Source organism: bacterium (assembly GCA_023150945.1).
GTDB lineage: Bacteria > Zhuqueibacterota > Zhuqueibacteria > Zhuqueibacterales > Zhuqueibacteraceae > Coneutiohabitans.
On record JAKLJX010000013.1, the window covers coordinates 16,637 to 39,365 of the forward strand.

General features: G+C 58.6%; 16 protein-coding genes. 14 read left to right on the forward strand and 2 right to left on the reverse strand.

Features of this window, described 5'->3' with window-relative positions; genetic code table 11:
- Positions 1 to 10: 10 nt before the first annotated feature.
- Complete coding sequence (locus tag L6R21_16925; protein ID MCK6560880.1) at positions 11 to 1,498, reverse strand: ATP-binding protein; 1,488 nt, start codon at positions 1,496 to 1,498, stop codon at positions 11 to 13.
- A gap of 234 nt (positions 1,499 to 1,732) precedes the next feature.
- Positions 1,733 to 2,227 carry a response regulator gene (locus L6R21_16930; protein MCK6560881.1) on the reverse strand — a complete coding sequence of 165 codons (495 nt, stop codon included), beginning with the start codon at positions 2,225 to 2,227 and terminating at the stop codon, positions 1,733 to 1,735.
- 1,087 nt (positions 2,228 to 3,314) lie between these two features.
- Between L6R21_16930 and L6R21_16935 the strand changes: the two genes are divergently transcribed.
- The 14 genes from L6R21_16935 to L6R21_17000 all read left to right on the forward strand — a co-directional run bounded on the left by L6R21_16935 (position 3,315) and on the right by L6R21_17000 (position 22,716).
- Positions 3,315 to 4,013 carry a DeoR/GlpR family DNA-binding transcription regulator gene (locus L6R21_16935; protein MCK6560882.1) on the forward strand — a complete coding sequence of 233 codons (699 nt, stop codon included), beginning with the start codon at positions 3,315 to 3,317 and terminating at the stop codon, positions 4,011 to 4,013.
- Between the two features lie 47 nt (positions 4,014 to 4,060).
- Positions 4,061 to 5,104, forward strand: a complete 1,044-nt coding sequence (locus L6R21_16940) for an SIS domain-containing protein (GenBank protein MCK6560883.1) — start codon at positions 4,061 to 4,063, stop codon at positions 5,102 to 5,104.
- A gap of 9 nt (positions 5,105 to 5,113) precedes the next feature.
- Positions 5,114 to 6,070 carry a carbohydrate kinase family protein gene (locus tag L6R21_16945; GenBank protein ID MCK6560884.1) on the forward strand — a complete coding sequence of 319 codons (957 nt, stop codon included), beginning with the start codon at positions 5,114 to 5,116 and terminating at the stop codon, positions 6,068 to 6,070.
- Between the two features lie 51 nt (positions 6,071 to 6,121).
- Positions 6,122 to 7,474, forward strand: coding sequence for a class II D-tagatose-bisphosphate aldolase, non-catalytic subunit (locus L6R21_16950; protein ID MCK6560885.1), 1,353 nt, complete (start codon positions 6,122 to 6,124; stop codon positions 7,472 to 7,474).
- 67 nt (positions 7,475 to 7,541) lie between these two features.
- Positions 7,542 to 8,453 carry a DMT family transporter gene (locus tag L6R21_16955; protein ID MCK6560886.1) on the forward strand — a complete coding sequence of 304 codons (912 nt, stop codon included), beginning with the start codon at positions 7,542 to 7,544 and terminating at the stop codon, positions 8,451 to 8,453.
- A gap of 10 nt (positions 8,454 to 8,463) precedes the next feature.
- Positions 8,464 to 10,158: a hypothetical protein gene (locus L6R21_16960; GenBank protein ID MCK6560887.1), complete on the forward strand. Its 1,695-nt coding sequence runs from the start codon at positions 8,464 to 8,466 to the stop codon at positions 10,156 to 10,158.
- Between the two features lie 17 nt (positions 10,159 to 10,175).
- Positions 10,176 to 11,546, forward strand: a complete 1,371-nt coding sequence (locus L6R21_16965; protein MCK6560888.1) for a GWxTD domain-containing protein — start codon at positions 10,176 to 10,178, stop codon at positions 11,544 to 11,546.
- 45 nt (positions 11,547 to 11,591) lie between these two features.
- Positions 11,592 to 14,588, forward strand: coding sequence for a TonB-dependent receptor (locus L6R21_16970; protein MCK6560889.1), 2,997 nt, complete (start codon positions 11,592 to 11,594; stop codon positions 14,586 to 14,588).
- A gap of 85 nt (positions 14,589 to 14,673) precedes the next feature.
- On the forward strand, positions 14,674 to 16,755 hold the full coding sequence (locus tag L6R21_16975; GenBank protein ID MCK6560890.1) for a hypothetical protein: 2,082 nt from the start codon (positions 14,674 to 14,676) through the stop codon (positions 16,753 to 16,755).
- Between the two features lie 80 nt (positions 16,756 to 16,835).
- Positions 16,836 to 17,837 carry a PorV/PorQ family protein gene (locus L6R21_16980; GenBank protein MCK6560891.1) on the forward strand — a complete coding sequence of 334 codons (1,002 nt, stop codon included), beginning with the start codon at positions 16,836 to 16,838 and terminating at the stop codon, positions 17,835 to 17,837.
- Positions 17,838 to 17,973: 136 nt separating this feature from the next.
- On the forward strand, positions 17,974 to 19,125 hold the full coding sequence (locus tag L6R21_16985) for an IPT/TIG domain-containing protein (GenBank protein ID MCK6560892.1): 1,152 nt from the start codon (positions 17,974 to 17,976) through the stop codon (positions 19,123 to 19,125).
- A gap of 113 nt (positions 19,126 to 19,238) precedes the next feature.
- Positions 19,239 to 20,291 (forward strand): T9SS type A sorting domain-containing protein, encoded by a 1,053-nt coding sequence (locus L6R21_16990; protein MCK6560893.1) that lies wholly within the window; start codon positions 19,239 to 19,241, stop codon positions 20,289 to 20,291.
- A gap of 251 nt (positions 20,292 to 20,542) precedes the next feature.
- Positions 20,543 to 21,601, forward strand: coding sequence for an amidohydrolase family protein (locus tag L6R21_16995; protein MCK6560894.1), 1,059 nt, complete (start codon positions 20,543 to 20,545; stop codon positions 21,599 to 21,601).
- Between the two features lie 35 nt (positions 21,602 to 21,636).
- Positions 21,637 to 22,716, forward strand: a complete 1,080-nt coding sequence (locus L6R21_17000; GenBank protein ID MCK6560895.1) for an amidohydrolase — start codon at positions 21,637 to 21,639, stop codon at positions 22,714 to 22,716.
- Positions 22,717 to 22,729: the final 13 nt, after the last annotated feature.

Consider the following 22,729-nt stretch of genomic DNA (forward strand, 5'->3'; position numbering starts at 1 on the left):
TTGTCATTGGCTATGCGCAGCTCCGCATGTCTTGCGGGTCCTGCCCGCCCGTTGCCGGCCCTTCTTTCTGGGGCAGCCTCACGGTGAAGGTCGCGCCACCGTCAGCGTTGTTGACGCCTTCCAGCCAGCCCTCATGCTGATTCACGATCTGATAGGCAACCGAAAGGCCCAACCCCACGCCGTTCCTGCGCCCGCTGACGAACGGATCGAAAATGCTGTCGAGCAGCTCGGTTGGAATTCCCCGGCCGGTATCGCTGATTCGAATCAGCGCGCACGGCTTCCCCGCGGATGCCGCGGCCGGTGGCAACGAAAGGGTCTCCGCCGTCAAACGGCCGCCCTCCGGCATCGACTCGATGGCATTGATTACCAAGTTCATCACCACTTGCCTGAGTTGGTCGGTGTCAGCGATGATCTGCCGGGGACTGGCACGATAGATTTCGCGCAGTGCAATGCCGTTTTGCTGCAGGCGTGGCGCCAGCAGCGTCAGGGTTTCATGAACCGCTTCGTCGATATCGGTGGGAACGAGCAGGGGGGCGGGCGGCCGCGCAAACTGCAGAAAATTCTCCACAAACCGTTCCACGCGGTCGATTTCTTTCAGAACCACCGCCAAGTCCTTGCGCTTCTCATGATCCGCGGTCGGATCTTCGTGCATGGCGTAGATCAGCATCTTGATGGCGGTCAGGGGATTGCGGATTTCATGTGCGACGCTGGCCGCCACTTTGCCGAGCGCGGCAAATTTCTCGGCGCGTGCCAAGAGCTTGCGATTCCTTTCCAAATCCGCCATCGCCGCGTTGATACGGTCGATGAGTGCGTGAATATGCCGGTCGAGCTCTTCGATCTCCGTGGTGCCGTTGACGCCAACGCGCTGGACGAATTCACCGCCTGCGGCACGGACTTTCAGCACCAGCTCGTAGATTGGATTCACGATGCTGCGCGAAATGATCCAGCCCAGCATGACGCCGAGCAGAATGCCGCCCACGCCGAGGCCGTACATCGTCGTCCGCACAATGGCGTTGGTACGCTCGCTCTTTTCCACTGCGGCAATCACGGTCTGCTCATTGGCCGCGACAAAGGCTTCGCATTGCGTGTAGATCTCGTCAAAGAGCTGGTTGCTTTTGAGCATGAGCGTCTGCGCCTCCCCGGCTTTGCCTTCGCGGAAAAGCGCCAGAGCGCGCTGCCGTTGTTGTTCATATTCCTGTGAGAGCTGTGCCACGATGTAGACGATCTCGTCTTCCTGCGCCGTTCTGGCGCTCGCCCTCGCCGCGTCCAGTGACGATTGGAACTCTCTTTTCCGCTCTTGCAGCGTTTCGAGCCAGCGCGTGTCGCCATCGAGCATGAAATTGATCGTCAGCCCGCGCATGCGAAAAAGCGCAATTTCCAGCTCCTGTGCCGCCTTGAGGCTGGAGACGTTTTCTGCCAGGATTCTGGACGCCACTTCCTGGAGGCGGTAAGTGTAGAGAATCGTCACCAAACCGCCCGCCAGGATTACTATGACCATGGCCAGAAACCCGGCCAGCATTTTTGAACCAATGCGAAGCTTCATCGTGGCAGTAATCTAACGCGGTCTGTTCTAATATCAAAAGCATTTTGTTGATGGCATTGGCCATTCGCTTGCCGCCTGGCCGTTTGCCGCGTCGTGCCACTCCACTGCTTCGGGGTGCCCAGCGCCCGACTCGAAACCACGGCAACTTTGTGGGACAATGCACCAGCCGTTACCCGCCGGCTGCACTCGTCACGCCAGTATGCACGCATGGCCGAATCGCTTCGGAGACGAGACCTTCAGCGCCGGTGAGCCAGGCTCACCGTGCATCTGGTACTTGGCAACCGGTGCCTGCCTTCCTCTTTCCGGTTCGTCACAGCGCTTGCCAACCGCGCCGGCGCCGACCACTTGGCGCAATACCTTCTTCAACTCCGACAGATCGGAAGACTTGATGACGAAAGCCTCCGCGCCCCAGGTTTGGAAATTGTCGCGAAATTGTCCGTAGGCGGTGTTGATGATGAACGGCAAGTGCCGCTGCCGCGTCAAAACCTCACTCAGCAGGTGCAAGCCACAGCAATCGGGCAGCACCAAATCCGCAACGATCGCATCGATCGGTCGCCGCGCCAGCACTTTCAACGCCTCCTCGGCTGAGGCAGCCGCGACGATTTCGTGTCCTTCCACTTCGAGCTCTGTACGATAGAGCAAACGCATGTTGGCGGCCTCATCTACGACGAGTATGCATGCCATTGGCAAAACGCTCCGTTGGAATTTCCGTGGATTGGTGAGATGCTCTCCGACTGAGAGTTTGCTGCAAACGGGAAGGGCGGCAGCTTTTGCCAGCCGCCGCCCTTCGCGGCTCAGCGCCCACCAGCGGCCTCAGCGAAGCTCCTCCCGCCTCTGCCGGAGACTGTTCCTGTCTTTTGGTTCAGGCATCGGAGGATGAGGCCGGGCAGTGCTTACGACGCTGCTCTGATGAAGGCGCTGAGTACGAGCCACGTGTTGTCTTGAACAGGGTACAAGTTTGTGGACTCATTATCCGTTGTCACTCATTGTACGACGCTTGGTTGAGACAAACACCATGCCAAATTTGCCCCACCGTTCTACCAAATGAAGACAACTGTTTTCCAAAGCATTAGGCCAATGGAGTTTGATCTGGCATTTGACTTTGTCGGACGTTACCTGCAAGAAGCGTTGGCAGGATGACTGAATTGCTTACAGCAGCCCTCGTCTTCGAGTTAATCCATCTTCTGCAGGCTGCGCCGGCCCGTGCAGAATGCGCCTCAGTGGAAGCTTCTTCACCTCAATTGCCGGGGAGGAAAACTTTGTCATCGCAACGGCGGTGCCATGAGTAGAAGGCCACACCCGAAGTCTGCGAGGGAAAAACGCATTTCTCCTGGTGAGTTTTGGGCGAAAACACGAAGCAACTCACCAGGAGGAAAGTTGTGGTACATTGGAGGAATACGCCAGAACAGCTGGCAATTTTGGACCGGAATACACCCTCGCTGCCGTTCAAGCTCGAATCAACTTGCGGCGGCTCGATGAAACCGCAGAGGCGGGGACTTCGCGTTCATCGCTGTGATTTATCCCAGGAAATGAGGCACGACCCTGCGCCGATGGACTTTCCCCCCTGCAATTCTGAAGGGAATTTTCTGGGGACCGAATCGAAAATAGATGAAAAATGTGTTGACAAAAACGAAGTCAAATGTTACATTTTTCACACAAAAAGGTAACCAATCGAAAGTAATCGAAAATAATCCGAAACTCGATTGTGTCCGACGCGATCGAACGACACTCGACGATTCTGAAGTGCTTGCATGATGATGGGCGCGCTTCAGTGGTCGAATTGAGCCGTTTGCTGCAGGTTTCTGAGGTGACCATCCGCAACGACCTCAAGGAACTCAGCGAGCGGGGATTGGTGCAGCGTACCCACGGGGGCGCGGTCAAGAGTGGTTTGTATGTCTACGATGTTCCACTTTATAAGAAGACCAAGCAGCACCGGGGTGAGAAATTAAAAATCGCTGCCGCCGCGGCAGCGCTGGTCAACGACGGCGAGATCATCACGCTCGATTCCGGTTCGACCACCTGGGAGATGGCCAAGCTGCTGAAGAGCAAACGCCAACTCACCGTCATCACCAATTCCATTCCGGTCGCAAGCGAATTGGGCACGGCGCCGGACATTCAGGTGATCGTGTCCGGCGGCTCGGTGCGGCAGGAGTCGCTCTCCATGGTCGGGCCACATGCGGAGGCCTTGCTGCGCGGACACTTCGCGAGCAAGGTGTTCCTGGGCGTCGACGGCTTTGATGTGCAGGCCGGGTTGACCACTCCCAATCTCGATGAGGCGCAGGTGAATCGCTTGATGGTCGACATGTCGCGCGAAGTCATCGCGGTCACCGATTCCTCCAAGTTTGGCCGGCGCAGCATGTGCCTGATCGCCGCCACCAGGCGTATCCACAAAGTCATCACGGATGCCGGCATTCCCAAAGCGGATGCCGAGTACCTGCGTTCCAATGGTATCGAATTGATCATCGTGTGAAATCCGAAGTCCGGTCTTTTCATGCAGGGCAATGTGCGGATGGACATATGGACTCTCTGACCTTGCAGGAGATTTTGAGCCAGCCGGAAACGTGGAAAAAAGTTGTGCAGCGGGCAGCGCAGGAGAAATGGGAATTGCGGCCTGCCGGCAGTCCGCCGGGCCCGCTGTTGTTTGTCGGTTGTGGCACTTCCTACTATCTGGCACAAAGTGCCGCCGCCGGATATACGCGCATTTCAAAATGCTCCAGCCAGGCGCTTCCTTCCTCCGAGGCTTTTCTTCTCGCTTCCGCTGCCGCCGTTTCCTCCGCCAAGCTGCTGGCGGTGGCCATCTCGCGTTCGGGCACGACCACGGAAACCGTGTGGGCCGCCAGCCATTTGCGCCGAAACCTGCAGGTGCCGGTGGTCGCGGTCACCTCCGGCGCTGACAGCGCCCTGGCGCATGAGAGCGACTGGCGCATCATCATCCCCGAGGCGCAGGAAAAGAGCGTGGTGATGACGCGATCGTTCACCTCGCAACTGCTGGCGCTCTATCTCGCCGCCGCTGCTGCCGCCCGGGACCGCGCGCTGATCGACCAGCTTGCCGCGCTGCCGGAGCACGCGGCCCGGCTCCTGAACGACGCGGCTCCCATGGCGCGCGCCGTCGGCGCCGATGCCTCCCTCGATCATCTCGTCTTTCTCGGCCAGGGCATTTTCTATGGCGCCGCCAACGAAGCCATGCTCAAGACCAAGGAAATGTCGCTGAGTTTTTCCGAAGCCTACCACACCCTGGAATACCGTCACGGTCCCATGAGCATTGCGGGCGCCGGCACGCTGATCACGTTCCTGATCAGTGACGCCGGCCGCGAGCAGGAACTGCGCGTGCTCGCCGATATGAAGAAACTCGGCGCCCGGACCTTGGTGCTGTGCGACGTGGCCGATGAACAGATTCGCCGCCACGCCGACCATCTCCTCGCGCTGGGCGTGGGTTTGCCGGAGGAGGCGCGCCTGCTGTTGTCCATGCCGCTGCTGCAGCTTCTCGCCTATCATCGCGCCGTTGGCAAGAACTTGAATCCCGATGCGCCGCGCCATCTCTCTCAGGTCGTCACGCTCTGAAGGCCAATTATGAAAAAACTCGACGTCGTGGTCGTCGGTGAGCTGAACGTGGATTTGATTTTGGATCAAATCCAGGGCTTTCCCGAGCTGGGCAAGGAAAAGATCGCGAGCGCGATGACCCTGACGCTCGGCAGCTCCTCGGCGATTTTTGCCAGTAATCTGTCGGCGCTGGGCGCACGCGTCGGATTCATCGGCAAGCTCGGTGAAGATGTTTTCGGCGATCTGGTGCTCGCCCGTCTCCGGAATCGCAACGTCGAGGTCGGGCAAATCATCAGCCAGCCGGCGTGCGGCACCGGCGCCACCGTGGCGATGAACTATGCGCACCAGCGTGCCATGCTGACCTACAAGGGCGCGATGGATGAGCTGCGCTTGGCGGATGTGAACTGGGATTATGTGCAGACGGCGCGTCACCTGCATCTTTCCTCTTATTTTCTCCAAGGCGGCTTGCGGCGCGAGTGCGCGCAACTGTTTCAGCGTGCCAGGGCCTTGGGCTTGTCCACTTCTCTCGACACCAACTGGGATCCCGAGGAACGGTGGGATCCGGAACTGTACGAAGTCTTTCCCCATGTCGATGTCTTTCTGCCGAACGAAGATGAAGCGCTGCTGATTGCCAAATGCCAAACCGTGGCGGCCGCCCTGGACAAGCTCGCCCAACACGTGAACACCGTCGTCATCAAACTGGGCAAGCACGGCGCGCTCGCCAAACGTGACGGCAAGCTCTACACCAGCGAGGGCTTCAATGTGACCGCGGTCGATGCCGTGGGCGCCGGCGACAGCTTCGACGCCGGATTCATTTTCCAGTGGCTGCAGGGCGGCGACGTCAGCCAATGTTTGCGCTTTGGCAATATGTGCGGCGCGCTGTCCGTCACCCAGGCGGGCGGAACCGCCGCCTTTCAGAATCGTGAACAAATCGCGCAGGATTTCGAGAACTATTTTGGATATACAGCAGAGCTGTTGAGGCCGTGATTATCGTCATGTGATCTTCATCCTGGGAGGTGCAATCCAGGGATGGCTGCCATGGAAAATCCGCTGAGGCAGGTGGTCGCGGAGCAAAAGCAGGGACGGGCGGTGGGCGTATGCTCCATATGCTCGGCCAATCGTTTTGTTCTGGAAGCCGCCATGGCGCTGGGTAAAACCGACCCGGCGGAATTGCTCATCGAGGCAACCTCGAACCAGGTGAATCAGTTCGGCGGCTATACCGGCATGACACCGCAGAACTTTGCCGACTTTGTCGAGGCCACCGCCCACCGGATGGAATTCCCCTATGCGCGGGTGATGCTCGGCGGCGACCATCTCGGGCCGAATCCCTGGCAGCACGAACGCGCCGCGGTCGCGATGGCCAAGGCGTGTGAGCTGGCGCGCGACTGCATTCGCGCCGGCTTCAGAAAGATTCATCTCGACACCAGCATGCCGTGCGCCGATGATCCGCCGGAGGCGCAGGGCGGCCTGCCGATGACCCTGGCCGTCGCGCGAGCCGCGCAGCTCGCCAAAGTCTGTGAAGCCACTTTTGCCGAACTCCCGCCGAATGCCATTGCCCCAGTCTATGTGATCGGCACCGAAGTGCCGCCGCCCGGCGGCGCCCAAGAGAAGTTTGCCCACGCCACGCCCACCGAAGTTCAACACGCCCGACAATCCATCGAAGCGACGCGCCAGGCTTTTTTCACCACTGGTCTGGCAGCAGCATGGCAGCGCGTCATTGCCGTGGTGGTGCAGCCGGGCGTCGAATTCGGCGAGCTTGCGCTCATGCCCTATCAGCGCTCTCCGGAAACCGCGGCGCTGAAGGAACTCATCGAGCACTACCCCACATTGGTATTCGAGGCGCACTCCACGGACTATCAAAGCCGGCCCGCCCTGCGCCATTTGGTGGAGGATCATTTTGCGATTCTGAAAGTGGGACCCTGGCTGACGCTGGCGTTTCGCGAGGCGATCTTTGCGCTGGAACACATCGAGCAGGAATGGCTGGCGGGACGCAAATCCGTGCAGCTTTCGCAGGTGCGCGCGGCGCTGGAGCGGGCGATGCTGGCCAAGCCGCAATACTGGCAGAGGCACTATCATGGCGACGAGAACGAGATTGCCTTTGCGCGGCGCTTCAGCTACAGCGATCGCATCAGATATTATTGGAACGAGCCGGAGGTGGCTGCGGCGCTGCACGTGTTGCTTGCGAACCTGAGTGAGTATCCTGCGCCGGCGACGTTGTTGAGCCAGTATCTCCCGGTGCAGGCCCAGGCGGTGCGTGAGGGCGGCCTCGGCAACACGCCGGCGGATTTGATTTATCACAAAATCCAGGAAGTCTTGGAAGTCTACGCGGAAGCCACCCGGCCGGGAAACCGCTCGCGCAACGGCGCGCACGGGCTGAATGGGAAGACATGATTGCCATGAATCACAGCAAAGCGGCAAAGGTGCGGATTCAGAACAAGCAGGCTAAGGAGAACAATCTGTGAAATCACGACTCTGGCTGATTTTTGCGCTGGTCACCACCACCTTCTGGGGATTGTGGGGCGCGTTGATCGAGCTTCCTGAGAAATCCGGTTTCCCGGCGACTCTGGGTTATTCGGTTTGGGCCTTGACCATGATCGTGCCGGCCCTGGTGGCGTTGCGCGTCATCAATTGGAAGTTGGATTATGACCGCCGTTCGATTCTGCTCGGCACACTGATCGGCTTGACCGGCGCCGGCGGCCAGTTGATTTTGTTTCAAGCGCTGCGCATGGGACCGGCGTACCTGGTGTTTCCGATCATTTCCCTGTCGCCGGTCGTGACGATTCTCCTCGCCTATGGCTTTTTGAAAGAGCGCGCCAACAAGATGGGATGGGCCGGCATCGCCCTGGCAATGATCGCCATGCCGCTGTTGTCCTATCAACCCCCGGGGAATTCCGGCGCCAGCGGCGTGCTGTGGGTGGTGCTGGCATTGCTGGTCTTTCTGGCCTGGGGCATTCAGGCGTACTTCATGAAACTCGCCAATGCAACGATGAAGGCGGAGAGCATTTTTTTCTACATGACGGTCACCGGCATCATTCTCATTCCATTTGCCTTGTGGATGACGGACTTCGCGCAGCCGATCAATTGGGGATTCCGCGGCCCGTATCTCGCCGCGATGATTCAGATTCTGAATTCCATCGGCGCGCTGTGCATCGTTTATGCCTTCCGCTATGGCAGGGCCATCATCGTCAGTCCTTTGACGAACGCGGTGGCGCCGGTGATCACGGTCGTTATTTCGCTGATCATCCATCGTGCCGTACCCAGCCGTTTTGTTTTGACCGGCATGGTGCTGGCGCTCCTCGCGACGCTTCTCATGTCCCTCGAGGAGGAGGCCAAGCCGGCCGGTGCAGCGACAGTTCACCCTGTAGCGTGATTCCTTTGCCATGCCGTTTGCGCAGAATGCCGCCCACCGGAGAACCAACCTGAGCCTGGGTTTGGTTTTCCTGTGGTCCACGCTGAGCTTCAGCCAGAATGCCGGTCCGCTCGCCGGCATCACCTCCGCGTCCGATTATTTGGTCTACTACGGCGGATGGAACGCGACCAAGATCCTGCAGGCGCAATATTTCGACCTGGTGATCCTTGACATTCGCTCGGGCATCACAGCGGCGCAGGTCGCCGACCTGCGCAACGGCCTCGATGATCGCAGCGGCACCGGCGACGATGTGATCGTTGTCGGCTATCTTTCCCTCGGCGAAGATGATGATGGCAAACACGTTGGCAACGGCAGCGGCCCGGTTTATTGGAATGCACAATCAGAGGTGCTCGTTTATCAGCAGCGCGGCGTCGCTTCGTGGTATGTCGATGATGCGGATCAGAATGGCAGCCCCGATCAGAATGGCGTGTGGGGAAGTTTCTATGTGAATGCCGGTGATTCGCTCTGGCAGAGATTCGTTCGCACCAAAGCTCATGGCGCCGATGACATCATCAACCGGTGGAAGTGTGACGGCCTGTTTCTCGATACCATCGACACGGCCTCGCCATGGGGGAAATATCATTGGACCGTGGCCGGGATGTCGCAGTGCCTCGCGAATCTGCGGCAATGGTATCCGCCGGCGGTGATCATCGGCAACCGCGGGCTGTTCTATTTCGATCCGGCGCAGGCGGCCTCTTACGCGCACACTATTCGGCCTTATGTGAATGCCATCATGTTCGAGTCTTACTATACAGAGTGGGATTGGAACACCAGTGCCGGCGGCGTGAGTCCGTATTTCGCCGACAACAAAAACTACTGGGCGCCACGCGTGAATGCGGCCGCGCACCAGCAAGACGGCTTCACGGTGCTCTGTCTCGATTATCTCAATCCGGCGCAAGCCGATTATCAACTCATGCTGGAGAATCAGAGGCATGAAGCCATCGACGTCCAGGGCTGGACGGATGCGGTATCGAGCATCATGCTGGAGGAGATGCGCTACGACATCTATCACCAGCATGTGCCGGATGTCAATCCGCCGACCTGGAGCAAGACGGTGGGTGTGCGGCAGGCGCGGGTGGAATCCGGTCACGTCGTGGTGCGGTGGAATCGTGCTGATGATCGTCATCAGCCGGTACAATACAATCTTTACCACGGCACCGCGTCGCCGCTTGATTTTGCCACGGCCACCCGGCTCGCGCATATCACGCCCGCAGCCGCCGTGAGCCATGATCTGCAATTCGCCGTTCCCGGACTGGTTGAGGCGGCAGAGTACTATTTCGCGATTCGCGCCGAAGATGCGCTGGGCAACGAGGAGGGCAACCGGGTCGAGCTTGGTGTCTGGTTTGGCGGGACGGCCGTGGCGGAGGTGGCCTTGACACCGCCGAGCTTTCATATGCATCAGAATTTCCCGAATCCCTTCCACCTGGGTACGCGCATCGAGCTGGAGGTGCCGGCGTGGCTCACGGAGGAAATCGTCTTGGAGATTTTTGATATGACCGGCCGGCTGGTGCAGGAATTACGACAGCCGGCTTCCGCGGCGAAGCGAGTGTCGTTTCACTGGAACGGCGAGACGCGTTTCGGCGGGCGCGCGCGCAGCGGAGTTTACTCCTGCCGCGCCCGCGCCGGCGCCTGGCAGGCCATGCACAAGATGATTTTGCGGCAGTGAAAATGGATGTCTAGAAAATGAAGAAACGACTACCCGATCTGGCGGCGTGCCTGCTCCTGCTGGTTGCGGCCAGGTCATCGCCGGCGCAAGAGCTGTCACCGCCGGGCGTTGCGTTCGCGATGCCCAGCCACAGCTCCGGCGCGCTCGCCTTCTTTGCGGACATTTGCCAATTCGAAGGCCGCGCCGGCACAACCGCCCTGGAAATCTCCTACGCCGTTGACCTGTCCCAATTCTCCTCGCACTCATCTCCAAGTCAACCCCTGGTACTCGATCTTGACCTCCTCCTGCGCTCAGCGCAGGGCGAGGTCCTCGTGGCGGCGCACGAGAAAAAGTCCATCGCTCTTGCGCGCGAGCAAGAGGGCGGGGTTTTCTCATTCCTCGATCTCAAGCGGTATGAGGTGGCGCCGGGCCCGGTCACGCTGCAGATGGCGCTGCGCGATTCGGCTTCCGGCCGGGAAGGAAGCTTGCGTCGGGAATTCGTGGTGCGCGATTTGAGCCGGGGATTCTCTCTCAGTGATCTCATGCTGTCGGCGCAACTTCAAAAAGCGCGGGGCAAAAGTGTTTTTGAAAAAGGCGGGCTGGTCGTGGTGCCGCTGCCGTCACGATCATTCTCGCTCGCCGATTCGTTGTCGCAGCTTTTTGTGTATTTCGAAATCAATCATCTGCAATATGCGCCGGCTGAGACTTCCTTCTATGGCATCCACTACGCAGTTCACGATGCGCACGGAAAGCGCGTGTTCACGAACACGCGGGCGCAGCTCCCCAAAGCCGGTGCCAACAGCTCGAGAATCGAAAAGATTCCGGTCGCCGGCCTGCCCCCGGGCCACTATCGCCTGTCCCTGCAGGTGATTGACCTGACAACCCAGCAAGCCTGCAGCGCGTCGGTGGATTTTGCCTGCACGTCCGGGCCTGAGACGGTGGCGAGGGTTCTCACCATGACCCCGGAGGACATGCAGAAATACTTCGATCAAATCAAATACGTGGCCAGCGAACGGGAGCGGGAAATCTACTGGCAGCTTTCCAACGACGGCAAGCAGAGTTTTCTGCTCGAATTTTGGAAAGCGAAGGATCCGACGCCCGGGACGCCGGAAAATGAATTCATGCTGGAACATTTCCGGCGCCTGGCCTATTGCCGGGAAAAGTTTTCCGGCGGCCTGAACTCTGACATGGCGAGGATCTATATCAAATACGGATCACCCATGGAGGTAAGCCGCGAAGCTTTCGATGCAAAGATCAACCGCCCGGTGGAGATTTGGACGTATGCGCTGGACGGCAGGAGGGAGTTTGTGTTTGTGGACCGCACCGGCGACGGCCATTATGTGCTGGTGCATTCCAATCACCCGGCGGAGTACAGCAATCCCAATTGGATGGAAGACTATGCCAACTGAACGCAAGAAACCAAAGCAACCTCTTACCAACTCAGGAGGCGGAAGATGAAACTCCACAGGTATGGGACCGCGATAGCGATTCTGTTGTCGCACGTCCTGCTGGTGGCGATGGCCGGTGACAGTTGGGCGGCCAACACCGGCAAAATCGCCGGACGCGTCATCGATCGTGAAACCTCGGAGCCTCTGGTCGGTGTCAATGTCGTGGTTGACGGCACCACCGCGGGAGCGGCCACTGATATGGGCGGCAATTACACCGTGCTCAATCTGCCGCCGGGCGTTTACAGTGTGCGCGCCTCCATCATCGGCTATGGGCAGGTCGTGCAGGAGAATGTGAAAGTCAGCATCAACCAGACCACCCCGTTGAATTTCGCCCTGTCACAGCAGTTACTCGAGGGCGAAACCGTGGTGGTGCAGGCCTCGCGGCCGGTGGTGCAAATGGACGTGTCCGCGAGTCAGCGTATCGTCACCGCCGAGGCGATTCAGAGCCGGCCGCTGGACAATTTTGAGGAAATTCTCAGCACCGAGATCGGCATCAGCCTGGCGGCCTCGACCGAAGGCTCGGGCCTGATCGTGCGCGGCGGCCAGCTCAATGAAACCGACATCGTGATCGACGGGCTTTCCACCCGCAACGAACGGACGCAGCAACCGATGACCAACCTCAGCCTCACCGCGATCCAGGAGGTTGAGATTCTGACCGGCGGCTTCAACGCCGAGTTCGGCGACATCCGCTCCGGCCTGGTCAATGTCATCACCAAAGAAGGAAATCTCGACCGCTATACCATCAGTTTTGACGGCAAGTTACGGCCGCCGGATCGCAAGCATTTTGGCCCCAGCCCATTCGGCATCGACGGGCCTTTCTGGCAGGTCTATGCCGGCGCCGAGGCCTTCACCGGCGTCACCCAAGACATGGTGAACAGCAAGGCGTACCCGTTCACGTTCATCGGCTGGAATGAAGTGGCGCGGCAGTTTCTGGCGGACACGGATCCGAGAAACGACTATACCCCGCAGGAGCTGCTCGAGATTTGGAAGTGGCAGCATCGCACCCGGGAATACGCCAACAAACCGGATTACATCGGTGATCTGTCGATCGGCGGCAAGGTACCCTTCTCCAACGTCGCCTTCCTGTTGTCGCAGCGTTATGAGAATCTGCAATTGGTCTATCCCTTCAGCCGCAACAATTCGATTGCCAGCACGACGTTGCTGAAGCTGACCAAGCGCCTGTCACCGTCGTTGAAGCTCAGCTTGAACAACACGTACATTCTCGTGCGGGGCGTCGACGGTTCGATCTATGATGACACCGTCGGCATGATCACCGGCACGCGGGAAGGCACGCAGTATGCGCGTGATGCGCACTTCTGGCGCTACATCTGGCACGATGCCAACTTCAATCCGATCGAAACCCGCCAATACCGCGGCGGCCTGGCGCTGAATCATTTGCTCAGCGGCAAGACCTTCTATGATTTGCGCCTGGAATTTACCGACTTCCGCACGCGGCAGGAACCCATCGCCCTGCGGGACACCGCGGGCGTCAAGCGCATCGGTGACACCTGGTATGATGAAGGCCCGTTCGGTTACGTGGGCAGTGCGCTGGGCGGCGGCATCACCGAGAAGTACGACATCCTCGGCGAGTTTCTCATGTCCGGCGGCGGGCGCGGCCAGGATCATTCCAAATACCGCGGCGTCAGCCTGAGCATGGATCTGGTCTCGCAGGTCAACCGGCACAACGAAGTGAAGCTGGGCGTCAAGTTCGAATACACCGACTTCCAAGAGCGGCGGGAAATCAACAACGGCGCCACCACCACGCCGGTGAGTGAAGCGCCCTGGCTCTGGTGGTATTACAATGAATCGCCCATCAAACTGGCGGGCTATGTGCAGGACAAGCTGGAATTCGAAGGCATGGTCGCCAACGTCGGCCTGCGCCTGGATTACTACAACACCCGCACCCAGGCCTTCAATCTGGATCCGGCGTTCATCTTCGCCAACAATCCCTACACGCTGGACTCCTACCGCGCCAACAACGGCAGCTTCGCGAACCTGACGACTTCAGAAGGTTCCTACAAGCTCTATTTCAGCCCGCGCATTGGCGTTTCCCACCCGATCAACACGGCGAGCAAGATCTTCTTCAACTACGGCCATTTTCTCCAGCCGCCGGTTGTCGATCAGCTCTTTCTGGTGCGGCCGAATGCCACCGGCCGGGGCGCCGATCTGCCGAACGTTGCCGCGGAATGGCCGCGCACCATCGCCTATGAAGCCGGCCTGGAGCAGGGCATCGGCACTGATTTTCTCATCCATCTCACCGGATACTACAAAGACGTTTCCGATCAATTGAGCCCGCAAAACATCGTGTCGCTCGACGGCGAAAACGACATCACCACCTATGCCAACAACAGCTACGCCGACATCCGCGGCCTCGAACTGAAGCTGGAGAAACGCTTCGGCGACTGGTGGTATGGCTGGACTTCGCTGGAGTATCTGACCAGCAGCGAAGGCCGCACCGGCTACCGTTATCTCTATGAAGACCGGCAACTGGCGAATCGCCAGCGCGAGACCGCCGCGCAGATCAAGCAGAAGGGTGTGCCCTCCGTAACCGCGAACCTCTCCTTCCGGACGCCGGCTGATTTCGGGCCCAAGGTTCTTGGCCACAAGCTGCTCGGCGACTGGCGCTTGAATGTGCTGCAAAACTGGTCGGACGGCGGCGAGTCTCTGCTGAATCCCGATGCGCCGCTCAAAGAGCAGATCTGGGTCAAGGTCGTCGACTATGCCAACACCGACCTCATGTTCGAGAAGCGTTTTGCGCTCGGCGCGAACCGTTTCGGCCTTTACATGCAGGTCAACAATTTGTTCGACAACAAGGGATTCCCCAATCCCTTCAATTGGAACAAGTACCTCGACTCCTTGCACTTTCCGCATGAAACCGGCTCCCAGAAGGGCAACGACAAGCTCGGTGAATGGGACAAACCCTACATCGACTTGGGTTGGAACACCTGGTCGCAATTCGTGAATCCGCGGGAATTCTACTTCGGCCTGCGGATCGAAATGTGAGCCGGGCCGCATGCGACTGCCAAGAAAGGTCGCGTCAAATGACCGCAACACAGTTGACATTCAAGATCTGGATGGAGGTACACTCATGTTGAAATTTTGCAGCCCTCCAAGGACGCATGCGTTCTGCGCATTCGGCGCGCTGCTGCTGGCCGCTCTCGTCTCGACCACGCTGCTCGCGCAAACCAGAACGCATAATCTGGGTGATTTCAAATTGCGCATCGAAGCCGGGGAGAACATCAACACCAATGACGTGCAGCCCACCGGCGAATGGCCGCAGGATCATTTTCGCTATGCGCATATCGTGTTTCACAACACCGGCCATGTGGTGGGCAGTTGGATCGATGCCAATGGCACGGTGCACAGCAAAGAGCAATTCATCGGCGGGCCGGTTTCCTACAATGCCGCCGCACCCTATGGCCTGCGGGAAGTGCGGCGCTATGAGCCTCCGGAGGTTTGGGTCTATGCCAACGGCGAGCTGCAACTGTCGTCGCGCCGATACAACGGCGAAGTCGATCCCGAGTTGCCGGCGGACCTGATGATCGAAAACCGCTACAAATCAGCTCCCGGGTTCGACGTGCTCAAGCGTTCCTACTCCTTCTCCAATCCCAATCACGATGACTATGTCATCTTCTACAACCGTTACCTGGTCACCTTCGATTGGGATCAGGATCCCGAACCCGAGACCAGCACCTCCCAGACCCTCGAAGACGTTTATTTCGTCGTCGGCTATTCCTTCCAGACCGCCGAGGGCACGTACATCACCTACTCGCGCTGGTATGAGGAAGGCAAGGACGATTGGGCAAGCTATGAGGATTACTCATCGCAGCTCGTGCCCGGCGGCCGGCAACTGGCGATATCCTACAGTTGGGACGGCGATCATCCGGACCTCACGGAATTCGAAACCGGCGGGCCGGCCTTCGATGACACCGGCGACCCGCGCTTTGCTATCGGTGAGGAAGGATCGACCGCCATGCCCTCGGGTGAATTCATTTCCAGCGCGTACTCGGGCTTTGCGGCGCTGCACGTCGATCGTTCCCCGCAGGATCGCAGCGACGATCCGGCCCAGCCGATTTCCATCATTGCCAACATGAGCATCTATAATGTGTGGGATTCGGATTTCCCGGGCTTTGCGACCGAGTGGGATTGGGCGGCTTCCGGCACCAAACAGACGGTGGAAGATCAGGCCGGCTGGCCGGATGACGCCGGCGCCCAGGAGGATGAGTATCCGTTCCAGGCGTTCGGGCCTTATGATCTGGCGCTGGGCGATTCCGTGGTCATTGTCTATGCCGTCGGCGTCAACGGCATTTCGCGGCAGCTTGCCATCGAGAAAGGCCTCGCATGGCGCGATTGGTACCGCGGCGTTGCCGGCGCCACCTTCGACGATGCTGCCAAGAACGAGCTGCTGGCTACCGGAAAAGATTCCCTCTTTCAAACGCTGGATCGCGCCCTGTGGGCGTGGAATCAGAATCTCAACATTCCTTCGCCGCTGCCGGCGCCTGACCTGACCGTGACCTCCGGGCCGAATCGCATCGAGTTGAGCTGGGAGGATCTCGCCACGGTCCCTGATTTCCAGACCGGCGTTCCGGATCTGCAGAGTTATCGCATCTACCGCAAGCGTGGGAATTTCCTGGTCGACGAAGACACCGAGCTGAACGCCGAGGGTACGCATCTGCTGTGGGAGCGCATCGCCGACGTGCCGGCGACCGAAACTTCGTACAGCGATGTCAACGTTGTGCGCGGCGAGGCCTATCATTATGCGGTCACCGCAGTGGACAACTCCGGCCTGGAAAGCTCGAAGTACGCCAATCGCTCCGAGCTGCCGGCCATCGCTTTCGAGCCGGGACGCGGCAGCTCCGAGGCCGTCAGGGTGGTGCCGAATCCGTTCCTGGCCGGCGCCGGCGATTTCAATTTCAGCGGCACGCGCGCCAACACCATTCTGTTTGTGAATCTTCCGGCTTACTGCACGCTCCGCATCTACACCGCGACCGGTGACTTGATCAAAGTCATCAAGCACGAGAGCGGCAGCGCTGACAATCAATGGGATCTCATTACCGAATCGAATCAGTACGTTGCCAGCGGCGTGTATCTGCTGCAGGTGACCAATGCCCGCAACGTCAACCAGGAGCCGATTTCGGGAAGCATTCACAAGTTTGTGGTGGTGCGGTAGCGCCGGAGGGCCGCCACGCCGTCCCACCGGCGGCGCCTTTCGCGAGCAAAAACTGAACATTGCAAATCGTGAGGCAAGACATGAAAGCGATACCAAAGACGACAACGCTCCTGCTGCTGCTGGCGCTGTGCGCAGTTTTGCCGGCGTCCGGCCAGGGCGTGGACAAGATCGCGCAGACCGGGATGAAGTGGCTGTCCATTCCGGTGGGCGCCAGGGCTGCGGCGCTCGGCAGCGCCTACACCGCGATGGCCACCGATGCCGGCGCGGCGTTCTGGAATCCTGCCGGTCTGGCACTGGCCGAAGGCCATCACGTTTTTCTCAATCAAACCCAGTGGATTGCGGACATCGATGTCAATGCCGCCTCGGCGACCTACGCGGCTGGTGATATCGGCACCTTTGGCGTGCACTTCATCACGGTGGATTGGGGAAATCTGTACGGCACGCGCTTCACCAGTGGCGCGGGATTGTATGAAGAGACCGGCACCTTCTCACCGGAGAGCTGGGTGCTCGGCGTCAGCTTTGCGCGGCGGGTGTCGAACAAATTCTCGTTTGGCGGCACGCTGAAATTTCTGCATGAAAACCTCGGCAACTCGCTGGAGGGATCCTTCGCCAGTCCGGAGAGATTCAACGCCCGGATGAATGTGATGGCGATCGATTTCGGGACCATCTTCTATACCGGCTATAAAGACCTGCGGATCGCCATGGCCATGCAGAACGTCTCGCAGGAAAAGGAGTACCGTTTCGAGGCCTTTCCGCTGCCGCTCAACTTCAAGTTCGGCGTCGCGATGAACCTGCTGCAACTGGTGCAGGAGGCCGCGAGCGACCAAAGCGTCACGGTCTCGGTGGATGCCATTCACCCGCGGGATTTTTCCGAACGGCTGCATTTCGGCGTGGAATACAGCTTCAAGAAGGCGTTTTTCCTGCGGACCGGCTACAAAACCAACTATGACGAAGAAGACGTGACGGTCGGCGGCGGCGCCAGGCTGACCATGGGCCAGACCGCCTTTGGCCTGGATTACAGCTATCTGGCGTTCGATAATTTCGACGCCGTTCACATGTTCTCCTTTGATTTTGAATTCTGATGGTTTATCAAAATAACTTCCCGTATAAACGTAGCCCCCGCCTCTTGTGGGCGGCTGTCGAAGGCATTGAATTCTTGTTTGTAACAGTGTCCCACAAGGGGACAGGACTACGAAGACCCACGGAGGAATTTGAATCATGAACGCCAGATTCACCCTGTATACACTTGTCACTGCCTGCGTCTTCTGCGGCCTGGCATGCGAGGCGCCGGAGAACGCAACCTTCGGGCCGGGGCGACCCGATCCGAACCCCACTGGGCTGCCCGCGGCGACGCTCACGGCAGTGGAGCCTACGGAGGGTTTTCTCCGGGACGTCATCACCCTCAGGGGCAGCGGCTTTAATACCACTCCGGAATTCAACCTGGTGCAGTTCGGCAACCGGACGGGCGTGGTGCTGGCCGCCAGCGCGACGGAATTGTCGGTGCGAACGCCGAATTTCTCGGATGCAACCGTGATGGTTCGGGTCGCCGTCAAGGGCTCGGAGCACTGGAGCAATGAAATGAACTTCACCTTCAAGCCGACCCTGACCGTCGTCGACGAAGAAATAAGCTGGCCCAAGGGCGTCGCCGTCGATGCCGGCGGCAATGTCTATGTCGGCTCGGGCAATGACGGCATCATCTTCAAGATCACGCCAGGTGGAGACAAATCGGAGTTTGCCCACACGACAGTGGATGGTTCCCTCCACTTCGGCCCCGGCGGCTATCTCTATGTGTGCGATCAGGGCGAGCACAAGATCACCCGTGTATCGCCGGATGGAGGCACCGTCGAAGATTACTTCCTGGGTGACTCGCTGGCGGTCGTCGATTTCGATTGGGACGCCAGCGGAAACCTGTATCTCGTAGCAAACGATGCCGGTGTGTTCCGTGCCGGCGCTTCGGGAGGCGTGACCCTGGTAGCCGAGCTGGGTTCGCCGAAGAGTTGCCGTGTTTTTCAGAGTCATCTTTTTGTGACGGACATTTGGGAAACCGGAAGCGTCTGGCGGTATGACATCACGGCGAGTGGCCTTGAGAACGGCGAGATTATTCATACTAACGAAGATTCTCCGCCGACCGGGTTGGAAGTGGACAACGAGGGAACCGTTTACGTCTCCGAAGCCTGGGATGTGCACATCCTGGCCATCAAGACCGACGGCTCCACCGAAATCCTGTACGATGGCGAACTGGCCACGCCGATGCGCTACTTGACGCTCCACAACAAGACGATGTACGCGGTGCATCCGGGTTGGGGTGATGTGGGAATCGTTTATGCCGCTTACATCGGCGTCGAGCAGGCGCCGCGCTACGGCCCGTGATCACCGCCGGAAGAATGGAATCGGACGGGCGCCGGTCATTTGCGCTGCAAGGCGCCCGGCCGCGCTCGTCCGATTTCGCTGATGCCACCGCTCCCCCAATTCATGAGTTCTTTATGAAACCGCATTTTCTGAGGCGACAAGGATTGTGGTGTTTGCTGCTGGGTCTCAGCACGATGGGATATGCGCAGAGCAAAGGGGGAAGATGGCAATTCGAAAACCTGGGATTGGACACCGCTGTCTGGGATGCGCGCGCGGACAACGGAACGCTGCAGCAGCAGGCAAGCTTCAGCGCGATGCCGCCAGTGCCGGAAGGCGGCGCCTATCTCTGGCTGGACAGCGCCAATGTGCACGACTATTTTCTGGTCGACGACAGCGACGATCTCGATTTCACCAACGAGAATATCGGCATCTCGGCTTGGATCTATCCCGTCCGTTTCGATAGAGTTCATTTCATCATCACCAAGGGTGATCAATTCCCCACACCCAAGACCACCAACTACTCGCTGCGCCTCGCGGACGGCAGAAAACTGGAATTCCTCATCCGCGATGCCAACGACCGCGCGCAACGCGTGACCTCCAGCTTCACGATTCCGCTGCAGCAATGGACCTTCGTTGCAGCGTTCTACGACTTCAACGCTCGCAAGGTTTACCTTTGGAATAACCCGAGGCAGGCGGTCGATACGCTGAATTTCAACCAGGCAATTTTTGCGAATGACGACCCGCTCGCCATTGGCACGTGGTTCCGGAGCGATCCGGCAGCGCCCAGCATCAACGATTTTGATGGGCGGATTGATGATGTGCGCCTCAGCGGCCGCCTCGCGGATATTCTGCCCCAGCCAACCGCAGTGGCCGAGGGCAGCATCGCCGCGGCGGCCACCGTACCGAGCACGCTGCAGGTTTTTCCCAATCCGGTGTTCGCAGCCGGCGAAGGGAATGACGGCATGGTGCAATTCACCTCGAATCTCGAATCGATCACTGCCATCGCGGTCTATAATGTCCTTGGTCAAACTGTTTTTTCGGCATCGCACAAGGCTGCCGTCCAGCCATTTCGCTTTATGTGGAACCTGCGAAACGAACAGGGCGAATTCTTGCAGACCGGAATCTACTGGGTGCGCATTACCAACGGGCGCAATCTCCTGACGAAGAAGTTTTATGTCATCAGATAAGCGGGTGGCATTTGCAGCTCACCTGCCCGTACGTGCTTGCATGCATACCTCATTAATCTTGAAATAAGAACGGAGCTCCATGTCTCCTCCTCCCATCACCATCGCCTGCAAGAAGCTTGATATCGTTATGCCCTCACGAAAAACCATCAGCGCGATGGCAACCGGTTGAGTTGCCATCTCTTTCTCGGAGAAAAATGAAAACGCAAATCTTGAAATCAGTGGTGCCGCTGTGTCTTATTGCGGCAATTTTGATGATACTTGAACCAACGCAAAGCGCCGCGCAAACACCTCCTGACAAGTTGCTGCTCAAGGACTACCGCCCGCAGTCGATCTACAAAACCCCGCGCACGCTCATTGCCAAAGCCAAATATCCGGTCATTGACATGCACTCGCATGCCTATGCCAGCGGCCCCGCGGAAATTGCGCAATGGGTGAAATTCATGGACGAGGTCGGCATCGCGAAAACCATGATTCTGACCGCAGCCAGCGGCGCGAAATTCGATTCGATCTATGCGCTCTATGCGAAATATCCGGAGCGTTTCGCGGTCTGGTGCGGCTTCGATTACACCGGCTACGACAAACCCGGCTTTGGGCCGGCAGCGGTGGCTGAGCTGGAACGCTGCGTGAAAGCCGGCGCGGCCGGCGTGGGCGAAATGGGCGACAAGGGCAAGGGCCTGTTCTATGAGCATCCCACCAAGGCCTGGGGCATGCACCTCGACGATCCGCGCATGGATCCGTTGCTTGAAAAGTGCGCGGACTTGAAGATTCCCATCAGCATTCACGTTGCCGATCCGATCTGGATGTACCAGCCGATGGACTCCACCAACGACGGCTTGATGAACGCGATGGAGTGGCGCCTCGACAATCAAAAAGATATCGTCGGCCATGCCGGCATGATCGACATCCTCGAACGCGCCGTCAAACGCCATCCGCGTACGACGTTCATCGCCGTGCATTTTGCCAATCTGAGTTACGATCTCACGAAAATGGGCGAACTGTTGGACAAGTATCCCAATCTCTACGCCGACAACGCCGCGCGTTATGCTGAGACCGCGCCCATCCCGCGCTTTGTTGCCAGTTTCTATGAAAAATATCAGGACCGGCTGGTCTATGGCACCGACATGGGCTTTGACCCGGAGATGTACCGGATCACCTTTCGCATTCTCGAAAGCACCGATGAGCATTTTTATGAAACCAACCAGTTCGGTTATCACTGGGCGCTGAATGGCTTCGGGCTCAGTGATCAAGTTTTGAAGAAAGTCTATCGGGACAATGCGCTGCAGATCTTGAATCGTCGATCTGGAAAATAACCGGACACCGGTAGTATAATCACAGGAATTTCCCCATGAACAAACGACGCTCTCTTGCGGCGCTGTTGTTTTTGCCGCTTCTGATCTCGTGCGACGGCGGCCATTTCACCATCGCTGATTTTCAGCGCGTGACGAAAATCGATGCGCACGTTCATCTCAATGCCGGCAACGCTGCGTTTGTCGAAGCGGCGCAGGCGGACAATTTCCGCTTGTTGACGATCAATGTCGATTATCCCGATTTCCCGCCGGTGGCAGAGCAGCAGCGCCTCGCTTTGACACATCAGCAAGCGCATCCGGCACAGGTGGCTTTTGCAGGAACCTTCTTGATGCAGGGATGGGATGAGCCGGGCTGGCAGCAGGGCGCGCTCCGCCAACTGGACGAGGCCATTGCCGCCGGCGCCGTGGCCGTCAAAGTCTGGAAGAATATCGGCATGGAATTTCGTGACCAGAGCGGCGCGCTGGTGATGATCGACAATCCGCGTTTTGATCCGATCTTTCAGCATCTCCTCCAGAGAAATGTCGTGCTCGTCGGCCATCAGGGTGAGCCGAAAAACTGCTGGCTGCCGATCGAGGAGATGACCGTCAACAACGACAAGGGCTACTTCAAAGCGCATCCGCAGTATCACATGTACCTGCATCCCGAGTTTCCATCCTACGAAGAGCAAATGAGCGCACGCGATCGCATGCTCGAAAGGAATCGCAATTTGAAGTTCATGGGCGCCCATTTGGCGAGTCTCGAATGGAGCGTCGATGAGCTGGCGAAATTTCTCGACCGTTTTCCGCAGGCGGTGGTCGATATGGCCGCGCGCATGGGCCAGGTGCAGTATCAATCCAGCCGCGACCGCGAGAAAGTGCGCCGCTTCCTCATCAAATATCAGGATCGGATTCTCTATGCCACGGACATGACGCAGGCGCCGGAGGCGAAGCCGGAGGAATTCAAGAAAGAAATCCATGCCAAATGGCTGGCGGATTGGAAATATCTCAACACCGACTCCACCATGACGGTGCCGGAGCTGGACCAGCCATTTCAGGGGGTAGCTTTGCCGAAAAGTGTTGTCGAAAAGATCTATCACCGCAATGCTGAAAGAATCTTCCCAACCGCTTGGCAGCAGTGATGCGGCAAACGGC